Raw genomic sequence first — 16,194 nt, 5'->3', positions numbered from 1 at the left:
CATGGTCAGTCTCGGGTCACACTCAGAACTTCCGCTTCCGATGTGATGCCTTCGGCGATCAACCGCTGGCCGTCCGCGCGCATCGAGCGCAGGCCCTGCGCGGTCGCCGCCGCGATCAGCTCGCTCTCGGCCGCCCGGTTGTGCACCAGGGCTCGGATGGCGTCGTCGGTGACCAGCAGTTCGTAGATGCCGGTCCGGCCCTTGTAGCCGGTCTGGTTGCAGTGCGCGCAGCCCACCGGTTGCCAGCGGCCCTCGCTGTCCCGCCGCGAGCATAGGGGGCACAGCTTGCGCACCAGGCGCTGCGCAAGCACACCCAGCAGCGAGCTCGACAGCAGGAAAGGCTCGACGCCCATGTCGGTGAGGCGGGTCACGGCGCTGGGGGCGTCGTTGGTGTGCAGGGTGGCGAGCACGAGGTGACCGGTGAGCGAGGCCTGGATCGCGATCTGCGCGGTCTCGAAGTCGCGGATTTCACCGATCATGATCACGTCCGGGTCCTGGCGCAGGATGGCGCGCAGGGCCTTGGCGAAGTCGAGGTCGATCTTGGCGTTGACCTGGGTCTGGCCCACGCCGGGCAGCTCGTACTCGATCGGGTCTTCGACCGTCATGATGTTCTGCTGGGCCGCGTCCAGGCGCTGCAGCGCGGCGTAGAGCGTGGTGGTCTTGCCCGAGCCCGTGGGACCGGTCACGAGGATGATGCCGTGCGGCTGGTGCACCAGTTTCTCGAAGCGCCCGAGCACATCGCCCTGCATGCCCACGGCCTCCAGCGTCAGGCGGCTCTCGCTCTTGTCCAGCAGGCGCAGCACGGCGCGTTCGCCGTGGGCGCTGGGCAGCGTGGAGACGCGCACGTCGACCGCGCGCGTGCCGATGCGCAGGCTGATGCGGCCGTCCTGCGGCAGGCGTTTTTCGGAAATGTCGAGCTCGGCCATGATCTTCAGGCGCGAGATCAGCGCGGCGTGCAAGGCCCGGTTGGGTTGCACCACCTCGCGCAGCGTGCCGTCCACGCGGAAGCGCACGCTCGAATGCCGTTCGTACGGCTCGATGTGGATGTCGCTCGCGCCGTCGCGCGCGGCCTGCGTGAGCAGGGCGTTGAGCATGCGGATGATGGGCGCGTCGTCGGCGGTTTCCAGCAGGTCTTCAATCGCGGGCAGCTCCTGCATCATGCGGCTCAGGTCGGCGTCGCTCTGCACCTCGCTGACCACGGCTGCGGCACTCGACTCGCCCTGCGCGTAGGCCGCGCTGATGCGTTGCGTCAGCACTTCGCCGGGTTCCCACTGCATCTCGCTCACGTCGTGGCAGCGCAGAATTTCGCTCAAAGCCGAGAGGCGCCGCGTCTGCGCGGCCTCGTCGGCCGCGACGGTGCTGCTGCCGCACAGGGTCAGGCGCCCGGCGTCTTCTTCCAGCAGCCAGAGGTGCTCGCGCGCAAAGGCGTAAGGCAGGGGGTGTTTCATGGCTTGGCGGACGCGGGCTCCGCCAGTGACGCAGGTGCCACTGGACCAGGAGCTGCTTGACCAGGAGCGGCTTCGGGGGCGCGTTGCGGCGGCATCACAGGGGCGTTGTTGACCCGCAGCACCACATTGGGGTCGGGCTGAGCCTCTTTCTGGATTGAGCGCATCAGCTCGTAGCGGTCGAGCGAGAAGTTGCTGGTGGCGCGTGCGTCGCGCAGCACCACCGGGCGCAGGAAGACCATGAGGTTGGTTTTCTTGCGGTTGCGGGTTTCGCTTTTGAACAGGTTGCCGAACAAGGGGATGTCGCCCAGGCCCGGGACCTTGGACTGGTTGCCCGCGTACTCATCTTGCAGCAGACCGCCGAGCACGACGATGGCACCGTCGTCCACCAGCACGGTCGACTCGATGGTGCGTTTGTTGGTGATCAGACCGGTGGTCGAGTTCAGCGACGAGGCCTGCACGCTGCTGACCTCCTGGAAGATCACCATCTTGATGGTGCCGTTCTCGCTGATCTGCGGCTTCACGCGCAGGGTCAGGCCCACGTCCTTGCGCTCGATGGTCTGGAAAGGGTTGACCGCGCCGTTGGCCGACGAGCCGCTGCCGGTGTTGGTGAACTGGCCGGTGACGAAGGGCACGTTCTGGCCGATCACGATCTTGGCCTCTTCGTTGTCCAGCGTCAGCAGGTTGGGCGTGGAGAGGATGTTGCCGTCGCCGTTTTCCTGTAGGAAGCGCGCCAGAAAGCCCAGCAGGTACACGCCGTTGCGACGCGACGCCATGCCCAGGTTGAGTCCGGTGCCCGGCGCGGTGATGTCGGACACGCTCCCCTGCGCGATCGGCAGCAGGTTGGTCAGGATGTTGTTGCCACCCGTGCCGAAGTTGGTGCCCAGCAGACCGACCGTGTTCTCGCCGAGGTTGCCCAGCGGGCCTTGCCACTGGATGCCGAACTCGGCCGCTTTGTCGGCATTGACCTCTGCGATCAGGCTTTCCACATAGACCTGCGCGCGTCGCGCGTCGAGCTGGTCGATCACGGCGCGCAGCTGGCGGTACTGCGGCTCGGGCGCGGTGATGATGAGGGCGTTGGTCGCCGGGTCGGCCTGGATTTGGCCGCCGGTCGAGGGCGCGGCGCTGCTGCTCACGGGCGCGGTGGCGGGGTTGGACGTGGCCGTGGTCGAGGCGCCGCCGCTGGCACTGCGCACCGTGGTGCTGCCCGGCGAACCGGCGCTCGCGCCACCGCCACCTTCGCCGGCCATGGCTGCGCGCAGCGTGGTGGCCAGTGCGGTGGCGTCGGCGTTTTTCAGGTAGACGACGTGGATGTTGCCCGCCTCGTTGGTGGCGCTGGGACGGTCCAGCTGGGCCACGAGCGAACGCGCCAGCGCCAGCCGCGCCGGGTTGGCCGCGCGCAGGATCAGGCTGTTGCTGCGCGGCTCAGCCATCAGCGTGGTCTTGTACGAAGGGTCGCCTGCCTGACCGGAAGCGGCGCCCGCGGACGAGGGCTCAATCAGACGCAGCACGAGGGGCGCCAGATCGACCGCGATGGCATGTTGCAGCGGAATGATCTCGACGTCGGTCGCACCCGAAACGTCCAGTGCCGAAATGATGCGGCCGATGCGCTGCAGGTTGTCGGCGTAGTCGGTGATGACCAGCGAGTTGTTGCCTGGGTTGACGTTGATGGTGTTGTTGGGCCCGATCAGAGGGCGCAGCACCGGCACCAGATTGTTGGCTGACTCGTGGTTGAGCCGGAAGATCTGGGTCACGATCTGGTTCGATGACGCGAGCTGGGTCACCGGGCCGGCGTTCACTGGGTTGCCCTGCAGCTTGGCGTCGGCCTCGGGCACGATCTTGTAGATGCCGCCGGTGTCCACCAATGTGAAGCCCTGCAGGCGCAGCGCGGCGCCAAACTGGTTGAGCGCCACGGCGGGCGGCACCGGTTTGTCGGTGGCGAGGTTCATGGTGCCCTTGACGCGTGGATCGACGACCACGTTGCGCCCGGTGATGGTGGCCATGGTGCGGGCCACGGCTTCGATCTCGGCGCCCACGAAATTGAGCACCACCGGCTCGGCGGTGCGGCGCTGCTGGGCCTGCGTCAGGGGCGCGGCCAGCGGGCCGAGCACGAGGCCCATGGCCAGTGCGAGCGCGGCGGGAGAGAAGGTCGGTTTCATGGTTTTGATCCTATCGCGAAGTCCGGCACACAGCCTTATCCGAACGTAAGCAGTGAGCGCACGCCTTCGCGCCGTCCGATGATGCTGAGCAGGTTGGCCAGCGCGGTCTCATTGCCGGGCGCGGCCTGTGCGTCGCCGCGAAAACGCAGCCGGCCGCCCACCCACTGGCCGTTGCCCTGGAGTTGCAGACCGCCGCTGAGCGTGGTGAGCGCGAGTGTGGCCTGGTCGCCCTCGGGTTTGGCCCGCAGTTCGACGCGGTAGCTGCCCAAAGGGCGCAGGGTGGACACGCGCGTGGCGAGGTCGCGTGCTTCGATCACGAGCAGCCCTTTCAGTTGAGGGCGTCCACTGTGCCAGGCCACCGTGAAGCCGGGCGATTGGAAGACCAACTGGCCGTCCAGCCGCAAGGTGTTCCAGGGTGTGCCCAGCCCGACCAGCAACGCGGCGGGCCAGCGGCTGCTGAAGGCAGAGAACACCACGTCGGTGTTGCTCAGGCCCGGTCGCAGGCTGATGCCAATGGGCCGTTCGGTGCAGCAGGGTGACGTCAATTGGGCTTTCACGGCCGGTCCTTGCTGCCAGCCCGGGGCCAGCGTCCAGCGCACGCCCTGTGGCAATGCGGTCTGGCCGCGGCTGCCCTCTCCGCCGCTGAGCAGCAGGTCACCCCGACCGTTCCACACGGTGCCCCGGGTGTTGACGAGTTGCACCCGGCCGCCAGTGGCGTTGTGCAGCGCGGACCCGAGCCAGCGCGCCGGCGCAAAGAGCAGCAGCGCGATCAGCAGGCCCAGGCTTGCGCCCAGCCAGGCCCAGCGGACGGTGTGGGGATGTGCCATCAGTTGCCGGTTCCCAGGCCGGGGCCGGCCAGCACGATCTGGCCGGTCCAGCCGTCGGGGTTGCCGCCGCGCTGCATCTGCGCCTGCAACGGCAGCAGGCGGGCGTTGACGCGCACTTGGTGGAGCCACTGGGCCAGCGCGCGTGGTGGCGTGCTGCGCAGGGTCACTGTGGCACGGTCGCCCTGCAGTGCCATCTGCGCGCTGGGACCGAGCGCGCGGGTCGCGTCTTCGAGCGCACGCAAAGCCGCGTCGCGGCCCGGCGGCGGGGTGGCGTTCTGCTTGCGCAGTACCTCGGCGCTGGCGGCCAGGTTTTGCATCTGGCTCAGCGCCTGGTCGAGTTGCGCCTGTTTCGCGGGGGCTTGCTGCAAGGTCTTGAGCGCGGGCGCCAGGCCCACCCACCACAAGAGGCCCAGCCCCACGACCCAGGCGGCGATGTGCACTGCGCGTTGCTCGCGAGGCGACATGGCTTGCAGCGTGCTGCCGAGGCGCTGACCGAGGCTGGTCAGGGCGGAGGCCTTACGGGTTTGATCTTGCGTGGCCATCAGGGAGCTTTCGGTCGGATGCGCAGCGAGCCGCCTTCCAGGCTGGCCGCCCAGTCGCGTTCGTTGAGCGCTTGCTGCAAGGCCTGGAGTTGGGGCTCGGGGACGTTCCAGGCACCCAGTTTGGCGTCACCGGGGGAGAAGTCGAGTGCGGTGGGCGCCGCGTTGGGTGCGGCCGCCGCGATGGCCGCGAGCATGGCCTCCAGATCGCTGGTGGAGAGCGTGCCGCTGGCCTGCTGCAGGCGGGCGAGCCCGCGCCGCATCTGCAGTGGCGCGTCCATCACCAGCGTTTCACCGGGGAAGGTCTCTCGCAGGGTCTGGGTCATGGCAGCTTGCTTGGCGGCCATGGCGCTGCGCTCCATCCATGCCTTGGCGTTGATGCCACCCATCAGCGACAACAGCAGTGCCGCGAGCCCCCAGCGCGCGGGGCGCCAGGCCGGGGCGCTTCGGAACTGGCGCAGTGACTGGCGCAGACGTTGGTTGCGGCGCGCACCGCTGGAGAGGCTGAGGTCGAACTGCGCCAGGTTCCAGTCGGACTGGGCGCAACGCAGCAACCAGGTCGGTGGTGGCATCAGGTCGAAGCGCTGGTTGCACACCTGTTCAGCCAGCGCCGTGATCGAGGGGTCGGCGAACCAGCTTGTGGTGGCCGGATCGGAGGCCATCGGCAGGTGCCCATTGGCGCTGCTGGCCGCAGGTCCGAGGTCCCCGAAGGTCGAATCGCCGAAGCTGCTGTGGCCGAAGGTGCTGGTGCCGTTTTCTCGCAGCGGGACGCTGCGCACGCCCAGCGGGTTGGCCGTGGCCAGCCAGACGCCGTCGCCTTCGTCGTGAGCCCAGTGCACGGTTTCGCCGCGATCTCCACCCCCCACCGACGTGGGCCAGAGGGCGGGCACGATGCGCGATACCGGGCGGCCCGCTGCCTCGAGCACCTGCAACCAGGACCTCAGCCAGGACTTGTGACAAGCCGCTACCCAGAGCTTCTGTCCAGGACGGCGATCGGGCTCCAGCGCAAAGTGCAGTTCGGCCGGGTCGCTCAGCAACCGGTCCTCCAGCACGCCGTCCAAGGCTGCCCGCAGTCGCGCCGCAGCCACTTTGGGCAGCGCCACGCGGTGCCAGGACACCGCTCGCGGCGGCAGCACCAGCACCACGTCTTCGTCCGCTGGCAGCAGCGCGGCGGCGCAACTCCCGTGGTCGCCCTGCTGCTGCCCGTTGGGCGAGCGAACCCAGTCCAGCACCGAGGTCGGGCTGGCGGCAGCGGTGGTGAAATCGGTCGGTGTGAGGATCAGCACGTTGGGATGCAGCGGCAGGGTGCGGGGCACCCCGGACAGTCTTTGATTCTAGTGAGATACCACCGGGCGAGCGAATCGCGCCACGTCACGGCGCCGCCACCCGTTCGCGCCACTGCACCAAGGTGATCAGGCCATTGCGCTGGATCAGCGAATGTTCTTCGATCAGGGTGTCGTCCAGGCGCAGGCGCACACGCGCTTCGAAGAACCGGCTGCGCACATCGTGATGCGCGACGGTCACCGTCTCGGCGGTGGCGCCGGGGATGCGGGCCACGGCGTCTTCCAGCTTGGTGAATGGGCTGCTGGCGCGGTTGGTGACCACCTGCTGGGCCATCGCCAGGTCCAGGCCCGGCACGCTGGCGCTCAGGGCCTCCGCGCTGGCGGTGTTGAGGTTGAGGCGGCTGCGCTCAGGGAGGACGGTGACGTGCTTCTCCAGGGCCGTGAGGCTGGCCTTGCTCAGGCCCAACCAGCCCAGTTGGGCGTAGCGCTTCGGCACCAGCGGCGATGACGACGGCTTCGGGTCGTCGAGCGCACGCTCCGTGGTGCGCAGCAGGTTGGCCGCCGCCGCGGTCAATTCGGCGGGGGGCAGGTCGAGCAGCTCGTACAGCCGGGTGAACGTGGCCACATCCGGCGCCGACAACTCCGCCTTGGCCTGTGGCCCGGTGCCGGTGATCCTGATCAGGTTGCGGAAGTTCAGACGCGACTGCTGGTCGATCAATTCACCCGACAGAAAGGCCGGCATCAGTTCTTCGGCGCTGTTGTTCTTGTCCGCCGCCAGAAAGCTGGAAAGGCGGGCCTCTTCCAGCGGCGTCGCCCAGGGCTCACCGAGGTGGTCGGCTGCGCCGGTGTTCTGGTTGCTGCGCGCATCTTCGCGCAGGATCAGGCGCGCCCAGTCCAGGGCACCGACGAGGATCCAGCTGGCCTGCAGGCGCTGCCGCTCGGCCGCTTCTACCTCGGCCGAACGCCATTGCTGCCACAGCGCCGCCGAGGCCAGCGTGGCCACGAGTGCGACGGTGAGCATGGCAAGCAGGAGTGCGGCACCGTGTTCACGGCCCCCCCCTGCGCCGCTTCGCGTCACCCCCCCTGGGGGGCGGCACTGGCCGTCCGGCAAAGCCGGCCCGACGGTGCCCTGAGGGAGCGACGCGAAGCGGCGCGGGGGGTGCTTCATGTCCTTCCGGCCTGCAGCGTCGGGCGCACCCAGTCGCGCACCAGGGTGCCGGCCAGCCCTTGTCCGGGGGTGAGGGTGAGGACCAGGCGCACGCCATTGGGGATGCTGCCCTCCGAGACGGTGAGCACGCCCGCGCTTTCATTGCCGACCGAGGACAGCGAATTGCCCCAGGTTTCACCCCGGTGGTAAAAAAGTTGCCACTGGTCGATGCCCGCAAGCGCCACCGCGCTGTCGCGACCGTCCGCCGCACCCGACTCGGCCCACTCGGTCGCCCGTTGCCAGGCCTCAGCCAGTTCATCGCGACGCTGCACCGGAGCCGATTGCCAGCGCATCCATTGCGCACCGGGCGCATCGGCCCGGTTCTGGCGGCTCCACGCGACCACACGCACGCCCGCACTGTTCAGGCCGTTGTCCACGCTGTCTCGGCGGGTCATGCGCAGCAGTTTGCCGTCGAATTCGAGGGGGTTGAGCTCGTCGGTGTAGACCAACGCATCAAGGTCCGCGTGCCATTGCCCCAGCGCCGCCTGCAGGCGCAGCAGCTCGTCGGCGCGCTGCTGGGTCAGGGTCTGGGTCCGGTTCATGCCATCGATGGAGCGCCAGCTCAGCATGGCCAGCATGGACATCACCGCCAGCGCCACCAACAGCTCGATCAAGGTGAAGCCGCAGATGCCCCTGCGGGACCCATCGCGGAATCGGCTTCGCCGGGGGGGGGCCATCAATACCGCCCCATGATGGTGGACAGGCTGAGCAGCCGCACGTCCACGCCGTCCACCCTCGATTCGACCAGCGCGTCCACGCGGCGGAAGTTGGGGTTGGGTGTGGGCACCACGGACAGACTCACCTGCAAGCTGCGCCCGGCCTGCTGACACTCGCTGGTGCTGTCGCCCACGCTGGGCAACTGGCGCGTCAGCCGCAGCCGGATCAGCTCGTTTTCGGCGCACAGCTGGGCCAGCCACTGGTCGCTCTGTCGCGCCGCCGCGCGGGTGAGCGCGCCGGTGGCCTGCGAGCCGGCCGCGAGGGCCACGGCCACGACCGCGAGCGCCACGAGGATTTCGATCAGCGTGAAGCCGCGAGAGCCCTTGGGCGAGGTCATGGGGTGACGGGCGTCGCGACCACCGCAAAGGGCGCGAGGCCATCGGTGGCGAGGGTCAGGCGTCGGTCGCCTTGGATGAGTTCCAAGCGCTGCGCCGTGATCAAGGGCTCGGGCCCGAGCACCAGCCCGTCAGCGCCGCGCGGCTGGGTCACCCGCGCGCGGGTGTCGGAGTTCAGCCACATGCGAGGCCGGGCCAGCGAGTCACGCGCCTCGGCGCGGGTGCTGATGCCTTGAAATTCAAAACCAACGTCGTTGGCGAGCCAGCGCACCGGCACACCGCTGCTGCGCGATTGCGCCCGCCCAGACTCCAGCAGCGCAGCCAGGCGAATCGCCTCGCTCTCCAGCTCCTTGGCGCCCGTGTCACGCAGCGACAGACTCACCCCCGCCGTGGCCAGCGCCACGATGGAGACGACCACCAGCAACTCCAGCAAGGTGAAGCCCTGGCTCGCACGCAAAGGATTTCTGTCCATTCACGACAACCAGATAAGTGGACGGCGCGAAGTGGACCAGCCCAGCGGGTGCCGACGATCCGGCTCCGCCGGTCGAAGGGCACCGTCCCCCCGGGGGGACGCCGCGCAGCGGCGCAGGGGGGAGTCATTCACTGCCAGCTGCCCACGTCGGCGTCCTTGCCTTCGCCGCCGGATTGACCGTCTGCGCCCAGTGAAAGCACATCGACCTCGCCATGCAGGCCCGGGTTCAGGTACTGGTAGGGGCGGCTCCAGGGGTCGGCTGGCAGTTTCTCCAGGTAAGGCCGCCAGTTGGGCGGCACCGGTGCTGCGGTGGGCTTGGCCACCAGCGCGGTCAGACCCTGCTCGCCACTGGGGTAACGCTGGTTGTCGAGGCGGTACAGCTTGAGCGCCTGCATCAGGTTGTTGACGTCGGTCCTGGCGGCGGTCACTCGCGCATCGTCGGCGCGGTCCAGCACATTGGGCACGATCAGTGCGGCCAGCACGCCGATGATCACCAGAACGACCATCAGCTCGATCAGCGTGAAGCCTCGCTGCAGGCGGGTGGATGGGGAAGGGGTGGGTGCCTTGGTGGCAATGACGGGGTTCAAATCGGGCTCCCGAAAACACGTTGGACAGGCCAGGGCGGCGCTGTGCTCAGAGGGGCGGAAAACTTGCGACGCAAAGTGAACCGCCAAGACGGTGGATCATAATGCGCCCATGCTGAAGCAGCCCTTTTCTGCGCGACTGAACAACCGCTTTTCCACGTTGGTGGCGCCAGCGTCGGGGCGCGCCTGGCCGGCGCTGGCGGCGGGGGTGCTCTGGCTGGCAGCCGGGTTGTGCGCGGGTTACTGGATGTTTCAATTCTGGGGTCGCGGGCCGCTGGTTCCGGTGGCCGCCATCGCCGGCAACCCCATCCAGGCAGACGCCTCGTCGGTGGCTCGGGCGCTGGGTGCTTTGCCCGAAGTGCAGGCGGCGACACCGGTGGCACCGCCCGCCGCGTCCCGGTTTCGCCTGATCGGTCTGGTGAGCCAGCCGGGTCAGCGTGGTGCGGCGTTGATTGCCGTGGACGGGCAGCCACCACGGCCCATCACGATCGGATCCGTCGTGGACGGCGAGTTGGTGTTGTTGTCTGTCGGGCAGCGCGTGGCCCGGCTGGGGTCCACGCGCGGGGGCGCCGACCCGTTGGAACTGAGCCTGCCCGAGACGCCGAAATGACCTTGCGGCCGAGGGGTCGCTGCACAGCCGTGTTGCCATGACCTTGTCCCGCTTTCCCACGAATCCACCGCCACCGGACGCACCCCTGAAACCGTCCGGCAGCCTGCTGGGACAACTGTGTGACGAATTGCAACGTCACCCGCCCTTTGACGAGATGGACCCGTTGCATGTCCGGTCGTTTGTCGAAGCCTCGCGGCAGGCCTACTTCGCCCCAGGCGATGCACTGATCAAGCCTGAGGATGGCGTGGCCAGCGAGCTGTTTTTCATCCGGCGTGGCGCGGTGCTGGGCAAACGCGGGCTTTCGGACGTGTCAGGCGGTGCCTTCCAGTACGAAGCGGGCGACCTGTTCCCGATCAGCGCCGTGCTGGCGCAGCGCGCCACGACCACGTCGTACCACGCCACCGAAGACACCTTTGCGCTGCGCCTGCCGGCCGAACAACTGCAGGCACTGGCCGAGCAAAGCCACGTGTTTGCCGACTTTCTGAACCGACGCATCCTGCGTTTCCTCGACCTTTCGCGCGCGGCACTGCAATCGGCCTATGCGTCGCGTGTGCTGTCCGAGCAGTCGATGGAGACGCCGCTGGAGCGGTTGTGCCGCCAAGCGCTCGTGACCTGCGGGCCACAGACGCCGCTGCAGGACGCGCTGGAACAGATGCACCGCCTGCGCATCGGTTCGATGCTGGTGGTGGACCGTGAGGAGCGCCCGATCGGCATCCTCACGCGCTTTGACATCCTCGGCCGCGTCACCCTGGCGCGCCTGCCTCTGGACACGCCCATGTCAGCGGTCATGGTGCAGCCGGTGCACAGCCTGGGCGTTGAGCGCACGGCGCAGGAGGCGGCGCTGCTGATGTCGGCCCAGGGCATTCGCCATGTGCCGGTCACACGGCAAGGGCGCGCCGTGGGCATGGTTTCCGAGCGCGACCTGTACGCCCTGCAACGGCTGAGCCTCAGCCAGGTCAGCGATCAGATCCGGCACGCCCCGGATCTGCCGGCGCTGCAATCGGCCGCCGCCGACATCCGGCGTTTTGCCCGCAGCTTGCTGGGGCAGGGCGTTCAGGCCCACCAACTGACCCAGCTCATCAGCCACCTCAACGACGTGCTGACCGCGCGGCTGGTGGTCATCAAGGCGGGCGAGCACGCGCTGGACCCGCAACAGTTCTGCTGGATCGCGCTCGGCTCGGAAGGCCGCAGTGAACAGACCATCGCCACCGACCAGGACAATGCGCTGATCGTGGCCGAGCCGGAACACGGCCCTGCGCCCGAGCCGCAGCGCCTGCTGGCCTTTGCCCTGGATGTCAACCGGGCGCTGGACGCCTGCGGCTATCCCCTGTGCAAGGGCAACATCATGGCCAGCAACCCCGACTGTTGCCTGAGCCTGTCGCAATGGAAGCAGCGGTTCACGCAGTGGATCGACCATGGTTCGCCCCAGGACCTGCTCAACGCCAGCATCTACTTTGACTTCCGCAGCCTCGCCGGCCGATCGGTGCTGGCCGATGAACTGCGTGTTTTTGTCGGCGAACGCGCCGCAACCAATCCGCGGTTCGCGCGCCAACTCGCGATCAATGGTCTGGAGCAGTCGCCACCGCTGAACTGGCGCGGGCAGATCGACACCACCGCCGTCAACGGCCAGGCCACGCTGGACCTGAAGCTGCAGGGCACAGCCATCCTGGTGGACGTGGCGCGCCTGTATGCGCTGGCCCGCGGTGTCCCCGCCACCAGCACGCGGGAACGGTTCGAAGCCGTCGGGCCTTTGCTGGGCGTGCCCGAGCATGAACACGCGTCGTGGGTCGCCGCTTTCGAGTTCTTGCAGATGCTGCGCTTGCGGGCGCAGCTCGACGGCAGCACCGTGGGTGACAACCCCAATCGCATCGGGGTCGACGCGCTCAATGACATTGACCGTCGCATCCTGCGCGAAACCTTGCGGGTGGTGCGCAGCCTGCAGCAGCGGGTGCAGCTCGACTACCAACGATGAGCCGCGTGCTGGATCAGGTTCGGTCGTGGTGGGGCGTGCGTGGCGCCACACCCACCCAGAGTCACTCGCTGGAGCGCTGGGTGGTCGTCGATGTAGAGACCAGCGGTCTCGATGCGTCCAGCGACCACCTGCTGGCCATTGCGGCACTGGGGTTGCAAGTGGACTGGACGCGCCAGCGGCTGGACATTGTGCTCGGTGACAGCTTTGAGGTGGTGCTGCAGCAGAAGGGACGCACCGACCACGACAACATCTTGCTGCACGGTATTGGCAAGCAGCAGCAGCGCGACGGCATGGCGCCCGGGCGGGCCCTGCAAGCCTTCGCCGATTTCACCCAGTCGGCGCCGCTGCTGGCTTTTCACAGCGCCTTCGATGCCACGATGCTCGACCGCCATTGCGAGCAACACCTGGGCCGACGATTGCCCCATCAATGGGTGGACATCGCGGACCTGTGCGCGGTGACGCACGAAGGGGTGCGCGCACGCTCCCTCGACGAGTGGATGGCGCATTTCGGCATCCGCTGTCTGGCACGTCATCAGGCCTCGGCCGACACACTTGCCGAGGCCGAACTGTTGTTGCAGATCTGGCCACGCTTGGCACCGCAGTGCGCCCGGTGGCACGATGTTGTGGCACTCGCAGGCCAGCGTCGCTGGCTGGGCGCCTAAAGTTGTAGCAGTCGCTGGGCGGCGAGCAGCAAAGGCCAGGCGAGCAGGGCGCCCGTGCCCTCGCCCGCGCGCAGCTCCATGTCGAGCAGGGGCTGTGCCTGCAGATGGATCAGCAACAGGCGATGCCCTGGCTCGGCCGAGCGGTGGGCGAACACCAGGTAGTCCGCCACCGCGGGCACCAGCGCGCGCGCCAGCAGGGCCGCGGTGCTGGCGACAAAACCGTCCACGATCACCACACGCCGCTCGCTCGCCGCCTGGATCATGGCGCCGCAGAGCATGCCGATCTCAAACCCACCCATGGCTGCGAGCACGTCCAGCGGCGCGGTGGCCTTGCGGTGTCGGCTGGCGGCGGCGAACAGGCGCTCCAGCTTGCGCTGGGACTGGACTTCGTCTTGGGCCTGGTCTTTGCCGCAGGCGTCGGCCAACGGCACCCCACACAGGCGCGACAGCAGCTGCGCCGCGCATGCGTTGCCGGCCACGCCGATGTTGCTGAGTGCGACCACGTTGCCCGGCAGATGCCGCACCACGTCCATGCCAGCCTGCAGTGCCGAGCGCGCCTGCGTTGCCGACATCGCCTGGGCCAGCACCATGTTGCGCGTGCCGTAGCCGATCTTGCGCACCAGAAGGGGAACCACCGATTCGGTGTCGGGTGGCGGCACGATGTGCGATGCGACACCGGCGTCCACCAGCGTGAGGTCAAACCCGTTCATCTCCGCGAGCGCGTTGACCGGGCTCTTGCCGGCGAGCATGGTCAACACCCTTTGCATGGTGGCATCTTGCTGAAACGCCGACACCCCTTCGTCGGCCACGCCGTGATCACCCGCAAACACCACAAGCTGAGGTGATTCGAAGCAAATGACTGGCAGATCGCCGTGCTTGCCGTTCTGAATGCGGGCGATTTGCATCGCCAGCGACGCCATGCGGCCCAACGAGTGAGCGGCCTCGTGAGGGCTGGTCAGATGGTGCTGCACCAACAGGTCCATCTGGGCATTGGCAGTGACCTTGACCGGCGGCCACACGGGAACGCCGTTCGTCTCGACGCCTGTTTCGGTGACAGGTCGCGGCAATGGCCTTGGGTTCATGGCGTCAGGAGGTCAACTTTTGAGAAAGAGACGGTACACCGGATTGTGGGTTTCTTCGACGAACGGATAGCCCAAAGTGTCAAGGAATTTGGCAAAGGCCTTGTCGTCTTTGGGCGGCACCTGCAGGCCCACCAGGATGCGGCCGTAATCCGCCCCCTGGTTGCGGTAGTGAAACAGGCTGATGTTCCAGCCGGGGCGCATGAGACTGAGGAACTTCAGCAGTGCGCCCGGGCGCTCGGGGAAGACAAAACGCAGCAACCGCTCTTCCTGCGCGAGCGGTGAATGCCCGCCCACCATATGGCGGATGTGTTCCTTGGCCAGGTCGTCGTGCGTGAGGTCCAGTGCGTCAAAACCCTGGCGCTTGAACAACCCGGCGATCTTCTTCGACTCGCCCGGGCCTTGCGTGGTCAGGCCCACGAACACATGGGCCACCTGTTCGTTGCCAATGCGGTAGTTGAACTCCGTGACATTGCGTGGCCCGCCGGGCAACCCGGCGATGGTCTCCAGGAAACGCTTGAAACTGCCGCGCTCTTCGGGAATCGTCACGGCGAACAGCGCCTCTCGCTCTTCGCCCACTTCGGCGCGTTCGGCCACAAAGCGCAAACGGTCGAAGTTCATGTTGGCGCCACAGAGGATGGCCGCGTAGGTTTCGCCCTTGGTCTTGTGTTTCGCGACGTACTGTTTGATCGCTGCCACCGCCAGCGCACCAGAAGGCTCCACGATGCTGCGCGTGTCGACGAAGATGTCTTTGATGGCGGCGCAGACCGCGTCGGTGTCTACCACCACGAACTCGTCCACCAGCCCCCTTGCGATGCGGAAGGTTTCCTCACCCACCAGCTTCACCGCCGTGCCGTCGGCGAACAGGCCGACTTCGTTCAGCGTCACGCGCTCACCCGCTTGGACCGACTGCAGCATGGCGTCAGAGTCCACGGTTTGTACGCCGATCACCTTGATCTCGGGGCGCACGGCCTTGATGTAGTTCGCCACACCGGAGATCAAGCCGCCGCCGCCGATGGCCACGAACACCGCGTCCAGGTGCTCCGAGCCCAGGCTTTGCAGCTGACGCAGGATTTCCATCGCGATCGTGCCTTGTCCAGCGATCACGTCCGGGTCGTCGAAGGGGTGGACGAACGTCAGCCCCTGTTTTTTCTGCAGTCCCACGGCATGGACATAGGCGTCGGAATAGCTGTCGCCGTGCAGCACCACGTCGCCGCCCAGCGCTCGCACTGCATCTACCTTCACTTGCGGCGTGGTGGTCGGCATGACGATGACCGCGCGAGTGCCAAGCTTGTGGGCGCCGAGGGCCACGCCCTGGGCATGGTTGCCCGCCGAGGCGCAGATCACGCCCTTCTTCAACTGCTGGGGCGTCAGGTGCGCCATCTTGTTGTACGCGCCACGCAGCTTGAAACTGAACACCGGTTGCTGGTCTTCGCGTTTGAGCAGCACCTTGTTGTTCAGCCGCCGGCTGAGGTTTTTCGCCGGCTCCAGCGCGGACTCCACCGCGACGTCGTACACGCGCGCCGTCAGGATCTTTTTGAGGTAGTCAGCCGGGCTCAACGAGGTCGTCGGGGAAGCAGCTTGAGCGAGGGGGGCGGTTTTGGGGGGGCGTGATGTCATGGGTTTTCCTGGCCAATGATCATAGCGAGACCCCTGCAGGCAAAAAAAACCCGGACTGGCAGAACCGGTCCGGGTTTAAATCCACCCGTGGAGGGCAGAGGAGACAACCTTCAATACAATGCCGCCAGTATACCGACGGGATGCTGCAATGCAACATGCGCTGCAGCCTTTTTGCTATTTTTTAGGGAGCTGACTCTTCAGCTTGCCAACTATTTCACGCCTGAACACCGACATGGAATGCACAGTGACCTGGACCGGCGGCGCCGGCACCCGATCCCACATGGGTTTTGTTGCCGAAACCGGCAGTGGTCACGTGCTGACCATGGATGGTGCGCCAGACGCCACCAAGCCTGAAAACGGGGGAGCCAACCTGGCCGCTCGACCCATGGAAACCGTGCTGGCCGGCACGGGTGGCTGCACTGCGTACGATGTGGTGCTGATTCTCAAACGCGGACGTCACGACGTGAAAGGTTGCAGCGTCAGGCTCACCACCGAGCGTGCAGACACCGATCCCAAGGTCTTCACCAAGATCCACATGCATTTCACCGTGACTGGCAAAGGCATTCCACCGACAGCGGTGGAGCGGGCCATTGCCATGAGTCACGACAAGTACTGCTCTGCCAGCATCATGCTGGGCAAAACAGCCGAGATCACAACCGGGTTTGAGGTGATCGAGGCCTGAG

The 16,194-nt window shown here is 67.2% G+C and carries 16 protein-coding genes; 4 read left to right on the top strand and 12 right to left on the bottom strand.

The features are described from left to right. Positions 1–5 precede the first annotated feature (5 nt). From gspE to gspG, 10 genes are all read right to left on the bottom strand, one after another. Complete coding sequence (gspE, locus tag B0E41_RS09850) at positions 6–1,448, bottom strand: type II secretion system ATPase GspE (protein ID WP_077330908.1); 1,443 nt, start codon at positions 1,446–1,448, stop codon at positions 6–8. Next, a complete protein-coding gene (gene gspD, locus B0E41_RS09845; protein ID WP_077330907.1) occupies positions 1,445–3,604 on the bottom strand; it encodes a type II secretion system secretin GspD in 2,160 nt (719 codons plus the stop codon). Before gspD ends, gspE begins: the two co-directional genes overlap by 4 nt. Positions 3,605–3,639: 35 nt before the next feature. After that, entirely contained in the window at positions 3,640–4,431 is a 792-nt protein-coding gene (gene gspN, locus B0E41_RS09840) for a type II secretion system protein N (protein WP_077330906.1), read from the bottom strand. Further along, on the bottom strand, positions 4,431–4,973 hold the full coding sequence (gspM, locus tag B0E41_RS09835) for a type II secretion system protein GspM (RefSeq protein WP_253194749.1): 543 nt from the start codon (positions 4,971–4,973) through the stop codon (positions 4,431–4,433). The genes gspN and gspM overlap by 1 nt, the downstream gene beginning before the upstream one ends. Then, on the bottom strand, positions 4,973–6,286 hold the full coding sequence (gene gspL / locus B0E41_RS09830; protein WP_077330905.1) for a type II secretion system protein GspL: 1,314 nt from the start codon (positions 6,284–6,286) through the stop codon (positions 4,973–4,975). Before gspL ends, gspM begins: the two co-directional genes overlap by 1 nt. A 55-nt stretch (positions 6,287–6,341) precedes the next feature. Continuing rightward, the gene (gene gspK / locus B0E41_RS09825; protein WP_290440849.1) at positions 6,342–7,331 is read right to left on the bottom strand and encodes a type II secretion system minor pseudopilin GspK; all 990 of its coding nucleotides are present in this window, start codon (positions 7,329–7,331) and stop codon (positions 6,342–6,344) included. An 86-nt stretch (positions 7,332–7,417) separates the two neighbouring features. Further along, positions 7,418–8,137: a prepilin-type N-terminal cleavage/methylation domain-containing protein gene (locus B0E41_RS09820; protein ID WP_077330903.1), complete on the bottom strand. Its 720-nt coding sequence runs from the start codon at positions 8,135–8,137 to the stop codon at positions 7,418–7,420. Next, positions 8,137–8,514 carry a type II secretion system minor pseudopilin GspI gene (gene gspI, locus B0E41_RS09815; RefSeq protein WP_077330902.1) on the bottom strand — a complete coding sequence of 126 codons (378 nt, stop codon included), beginning with the start codon at positions 8,512–8,514 and terminating at the stop codon, positions 8,137–8,139. The genes B0E41_RS09820 and gspI overlap by 1 nt, the downstream gene beginning before the upstream one ends. Then, positions 8,511–8,984, bottom strand: coding sequence for a prepilin-type N-terminal cleavage/methylation domain-containing protein (locus B0E41_RS09810; RefSeq protein WP_077330901.1), 474 nt, complete (start codon positions 8,982–8,984; stop codon positions 8,511–8,513). The genes gspI and B0E41_RS09810 overlap by 4 nt, the downstream gene beginning before the upstream one ends. A gap of 128 nt (positions 8,985–9,112) precedes the next feature. Then, the gene (gspG, locus tag B0E41_RS09805) at positions 9,113–9,571 is read right to left on the bottom strand and encodes a type II secretion system major pseudopilin GspG (protein WP_077330900.1); all 459 of its coding nucleotides are present in this window, start codon (positions 9,569–9,571) and stop codon (positions 9,113–9,115) included. 109 nt (positions 9,572–9,680) lie between these two features. Here gspG and B0E41_RS09800 point away from each other — a divergent pair, with 109 nt between their 5' ends. The 3 genes from B0E41_RS09800 to B0E41_RS09790 are packed head-to-tail and all read left to right on the top strand — an operon-like array spanning position 9,681 to position 12,812. Further along, positions 9,681–10,178, top strand: coding sequence for a hypothetical protein (locus B0E41_RS09800; protein WP_077330899.1), 498 nt, complete (start codon positions 9,681–9,683; stop codon positions 10,176–10,178). A 37-nt stretch (positions 10,179–10,215) separates the two neighbouring features. Continuing rightward, on the top strand, positions 10,216–12,150 hold the full coding sequence (locus B0E41_RS09795; RefSeq protein WP_077330898.1) for a DUF294 nucleotidyltransferase-like domain-containing protein: 1,935 nt from the start codon (positions 10,216–10,218) through the stop codon (positions 12,148–12,150). After that, positions 12,147–12,812, top strand: coding sequence for a 3'-5' exonuclease (locus B0E41_RS09790; RefSeq protein WP_077330897.1), 666 nt, complete (start codon positions 12,147–12,149; stop codon positions 12,810–12,812). Before B0E41_RS09795 ends, B0E41_RS09790 begins: the two co-directional genes overlap by 4 nt. Here the strand turns inward: B0E41_RS09790 and B0E41_RS09785 are convergent. Continuing rightward, on the bottom strand, positions 12,809–13,831 hold the full coding sequence (locus B0E41_RS09785; protein WP_171984722.1) for a nicotinate-nucleotide--dimethylbenzimidazole phosphoribosyltransferase: 1,023 nt from the start codon (positions 13,829–13,831) through the stop codon (positions 12,809–12,811). The genes B0E41_RS09790 and B0E41_RS09785 overlap by 4 nt on opposite strands. A gap of 75 nt (positions 13,832–13,906) precedes the next feature. Further along, on the bottom strand, positions 13,907–15,511 hold the full coding sequence (gene ilvA, locus B0E41_RS09780; RefSeq protein WP_077330895.1) for a threonine ammonia-lyase, biosynthetic: 1,605 nt from the start codon (positions 15,509–15,511) through the stop codon (positions 13,907–13,909). A gap of 232 nt (positions 15,512–15,743) precedes the next feature. Between ilvA and B0E41_RS09775 the strand changes: the two genes are divergently transcribed. Continuing rightward, positions 15,744–16,193, top strand: a complete 450-nt coding sequence (locus B0E41_RS09775; protein ID WP_077330894.1) for an OsmC family protein — start codon at positions 15,744–15,746, stop codon at positions 16,191–16,193. Position 16,194 lies beyond the last annotated feature (1 nt).

This window comes from Hydrogenophaga sp. A37 (assembly GCF_002001205.1).
Classification (GTDB): domain Bacteria; phylum Pseudomonadota; class Gammaproteobacteria; order Burkholderiales; family Burkholderiaceae_C; genus Hydrogenophaga.
Note: the sequence above shows the minus strand (reverse complement) of the source record. Positions and strands in the feature narration are given on the sequence as shown.

Excerpts from the sequence above, each read along its gene's own strand:
- gspE (WP_077330908.1), bottom strand. The coding sequence starts at position 1,448 with ATGAAACACCCCCTGCCTTACGCCTTTGCGCGCGAGCACCTCTGGCTG.
- gspI (WP_077330902.1), bottom strand. The coding sequence starts at position 8,514 with ATGACCTCGCCCAAGGGCTCTCGCGGCTTCACGCTGATCGAAATCCTC.
- ilvA (WP_077330895.1), bottom strand. The coding sequence starts at position 15,511 with ATGACATCACGCCCCCCCAAAACCGCCCCCCTCGCTCAAGCTGCTTCC.
- gspD (WP_077330907.1), bottom strand. The coding sequence starts at position 3,604 with ATGAAACCGACCTTCTCTCCCGCCGCGCTCGCACTGGCCATGGGCCTC.
- B0E41_RS09800 (WP_077330899.1), top strand. The coding sequence starts at position 9,681 with ATGCTGAAGCAGCCCTTTTCTGCGCGACTGAACAACCGCTTTTCCACG.
- B0E41_RS09795 (WP_077330898.1), top strand. The coding sequence starts at position 10,216 with ATGACCTTGTCCCGCTTTCCCACGAATCCACCGCCACCGGACGCACCC.
- gspM (WP_253194749.1), bottom strand. The coding sequence starts at position 4,973 with ATGGCCACGCAAGATCAAACCCGTAAGGCCTCCGCCCTGACCAGCCTC.
- B0E41_RS09810 (WP_077330901.1), bottom strand. The coding sequence starts at position 8,984 with ATGGACAGAAATCCTTTGCGTGCGAGCCAGGGCTTCACCTTGCTGGAG.
- B0E41_RS09820 (WP_077330903.1), bottom strand. The coding sequence starts at position 8,137 with ATGGCCCCCCCCCGGCGAAGCCGATTCCGCGATGGGTCCCGCAGGGGC.
- gspN (WP_077330906.1), bottom strand. The coding sequence starts at position 4,431 with ATGGCACATCCCCACACCGTCCGCTGGGCCTGGCTGGGCGCAAGCCTG.
- B0E41_RS09790 (WP_077330897.1), top strand. The coding sequence starts at position 12,147 with ATGAGCCGCGTGCTGGATCAGGTTCGGTCGTGGTGGGGCGTGCGTGGC.
- B0E41_RS09775 (WP_077330894.1), top strand. The coding sequence starts at position 15,744 with ATGGAATGCACAGTGACCTGGACCGGCGGCGCCGGCACCCGATCCCAC.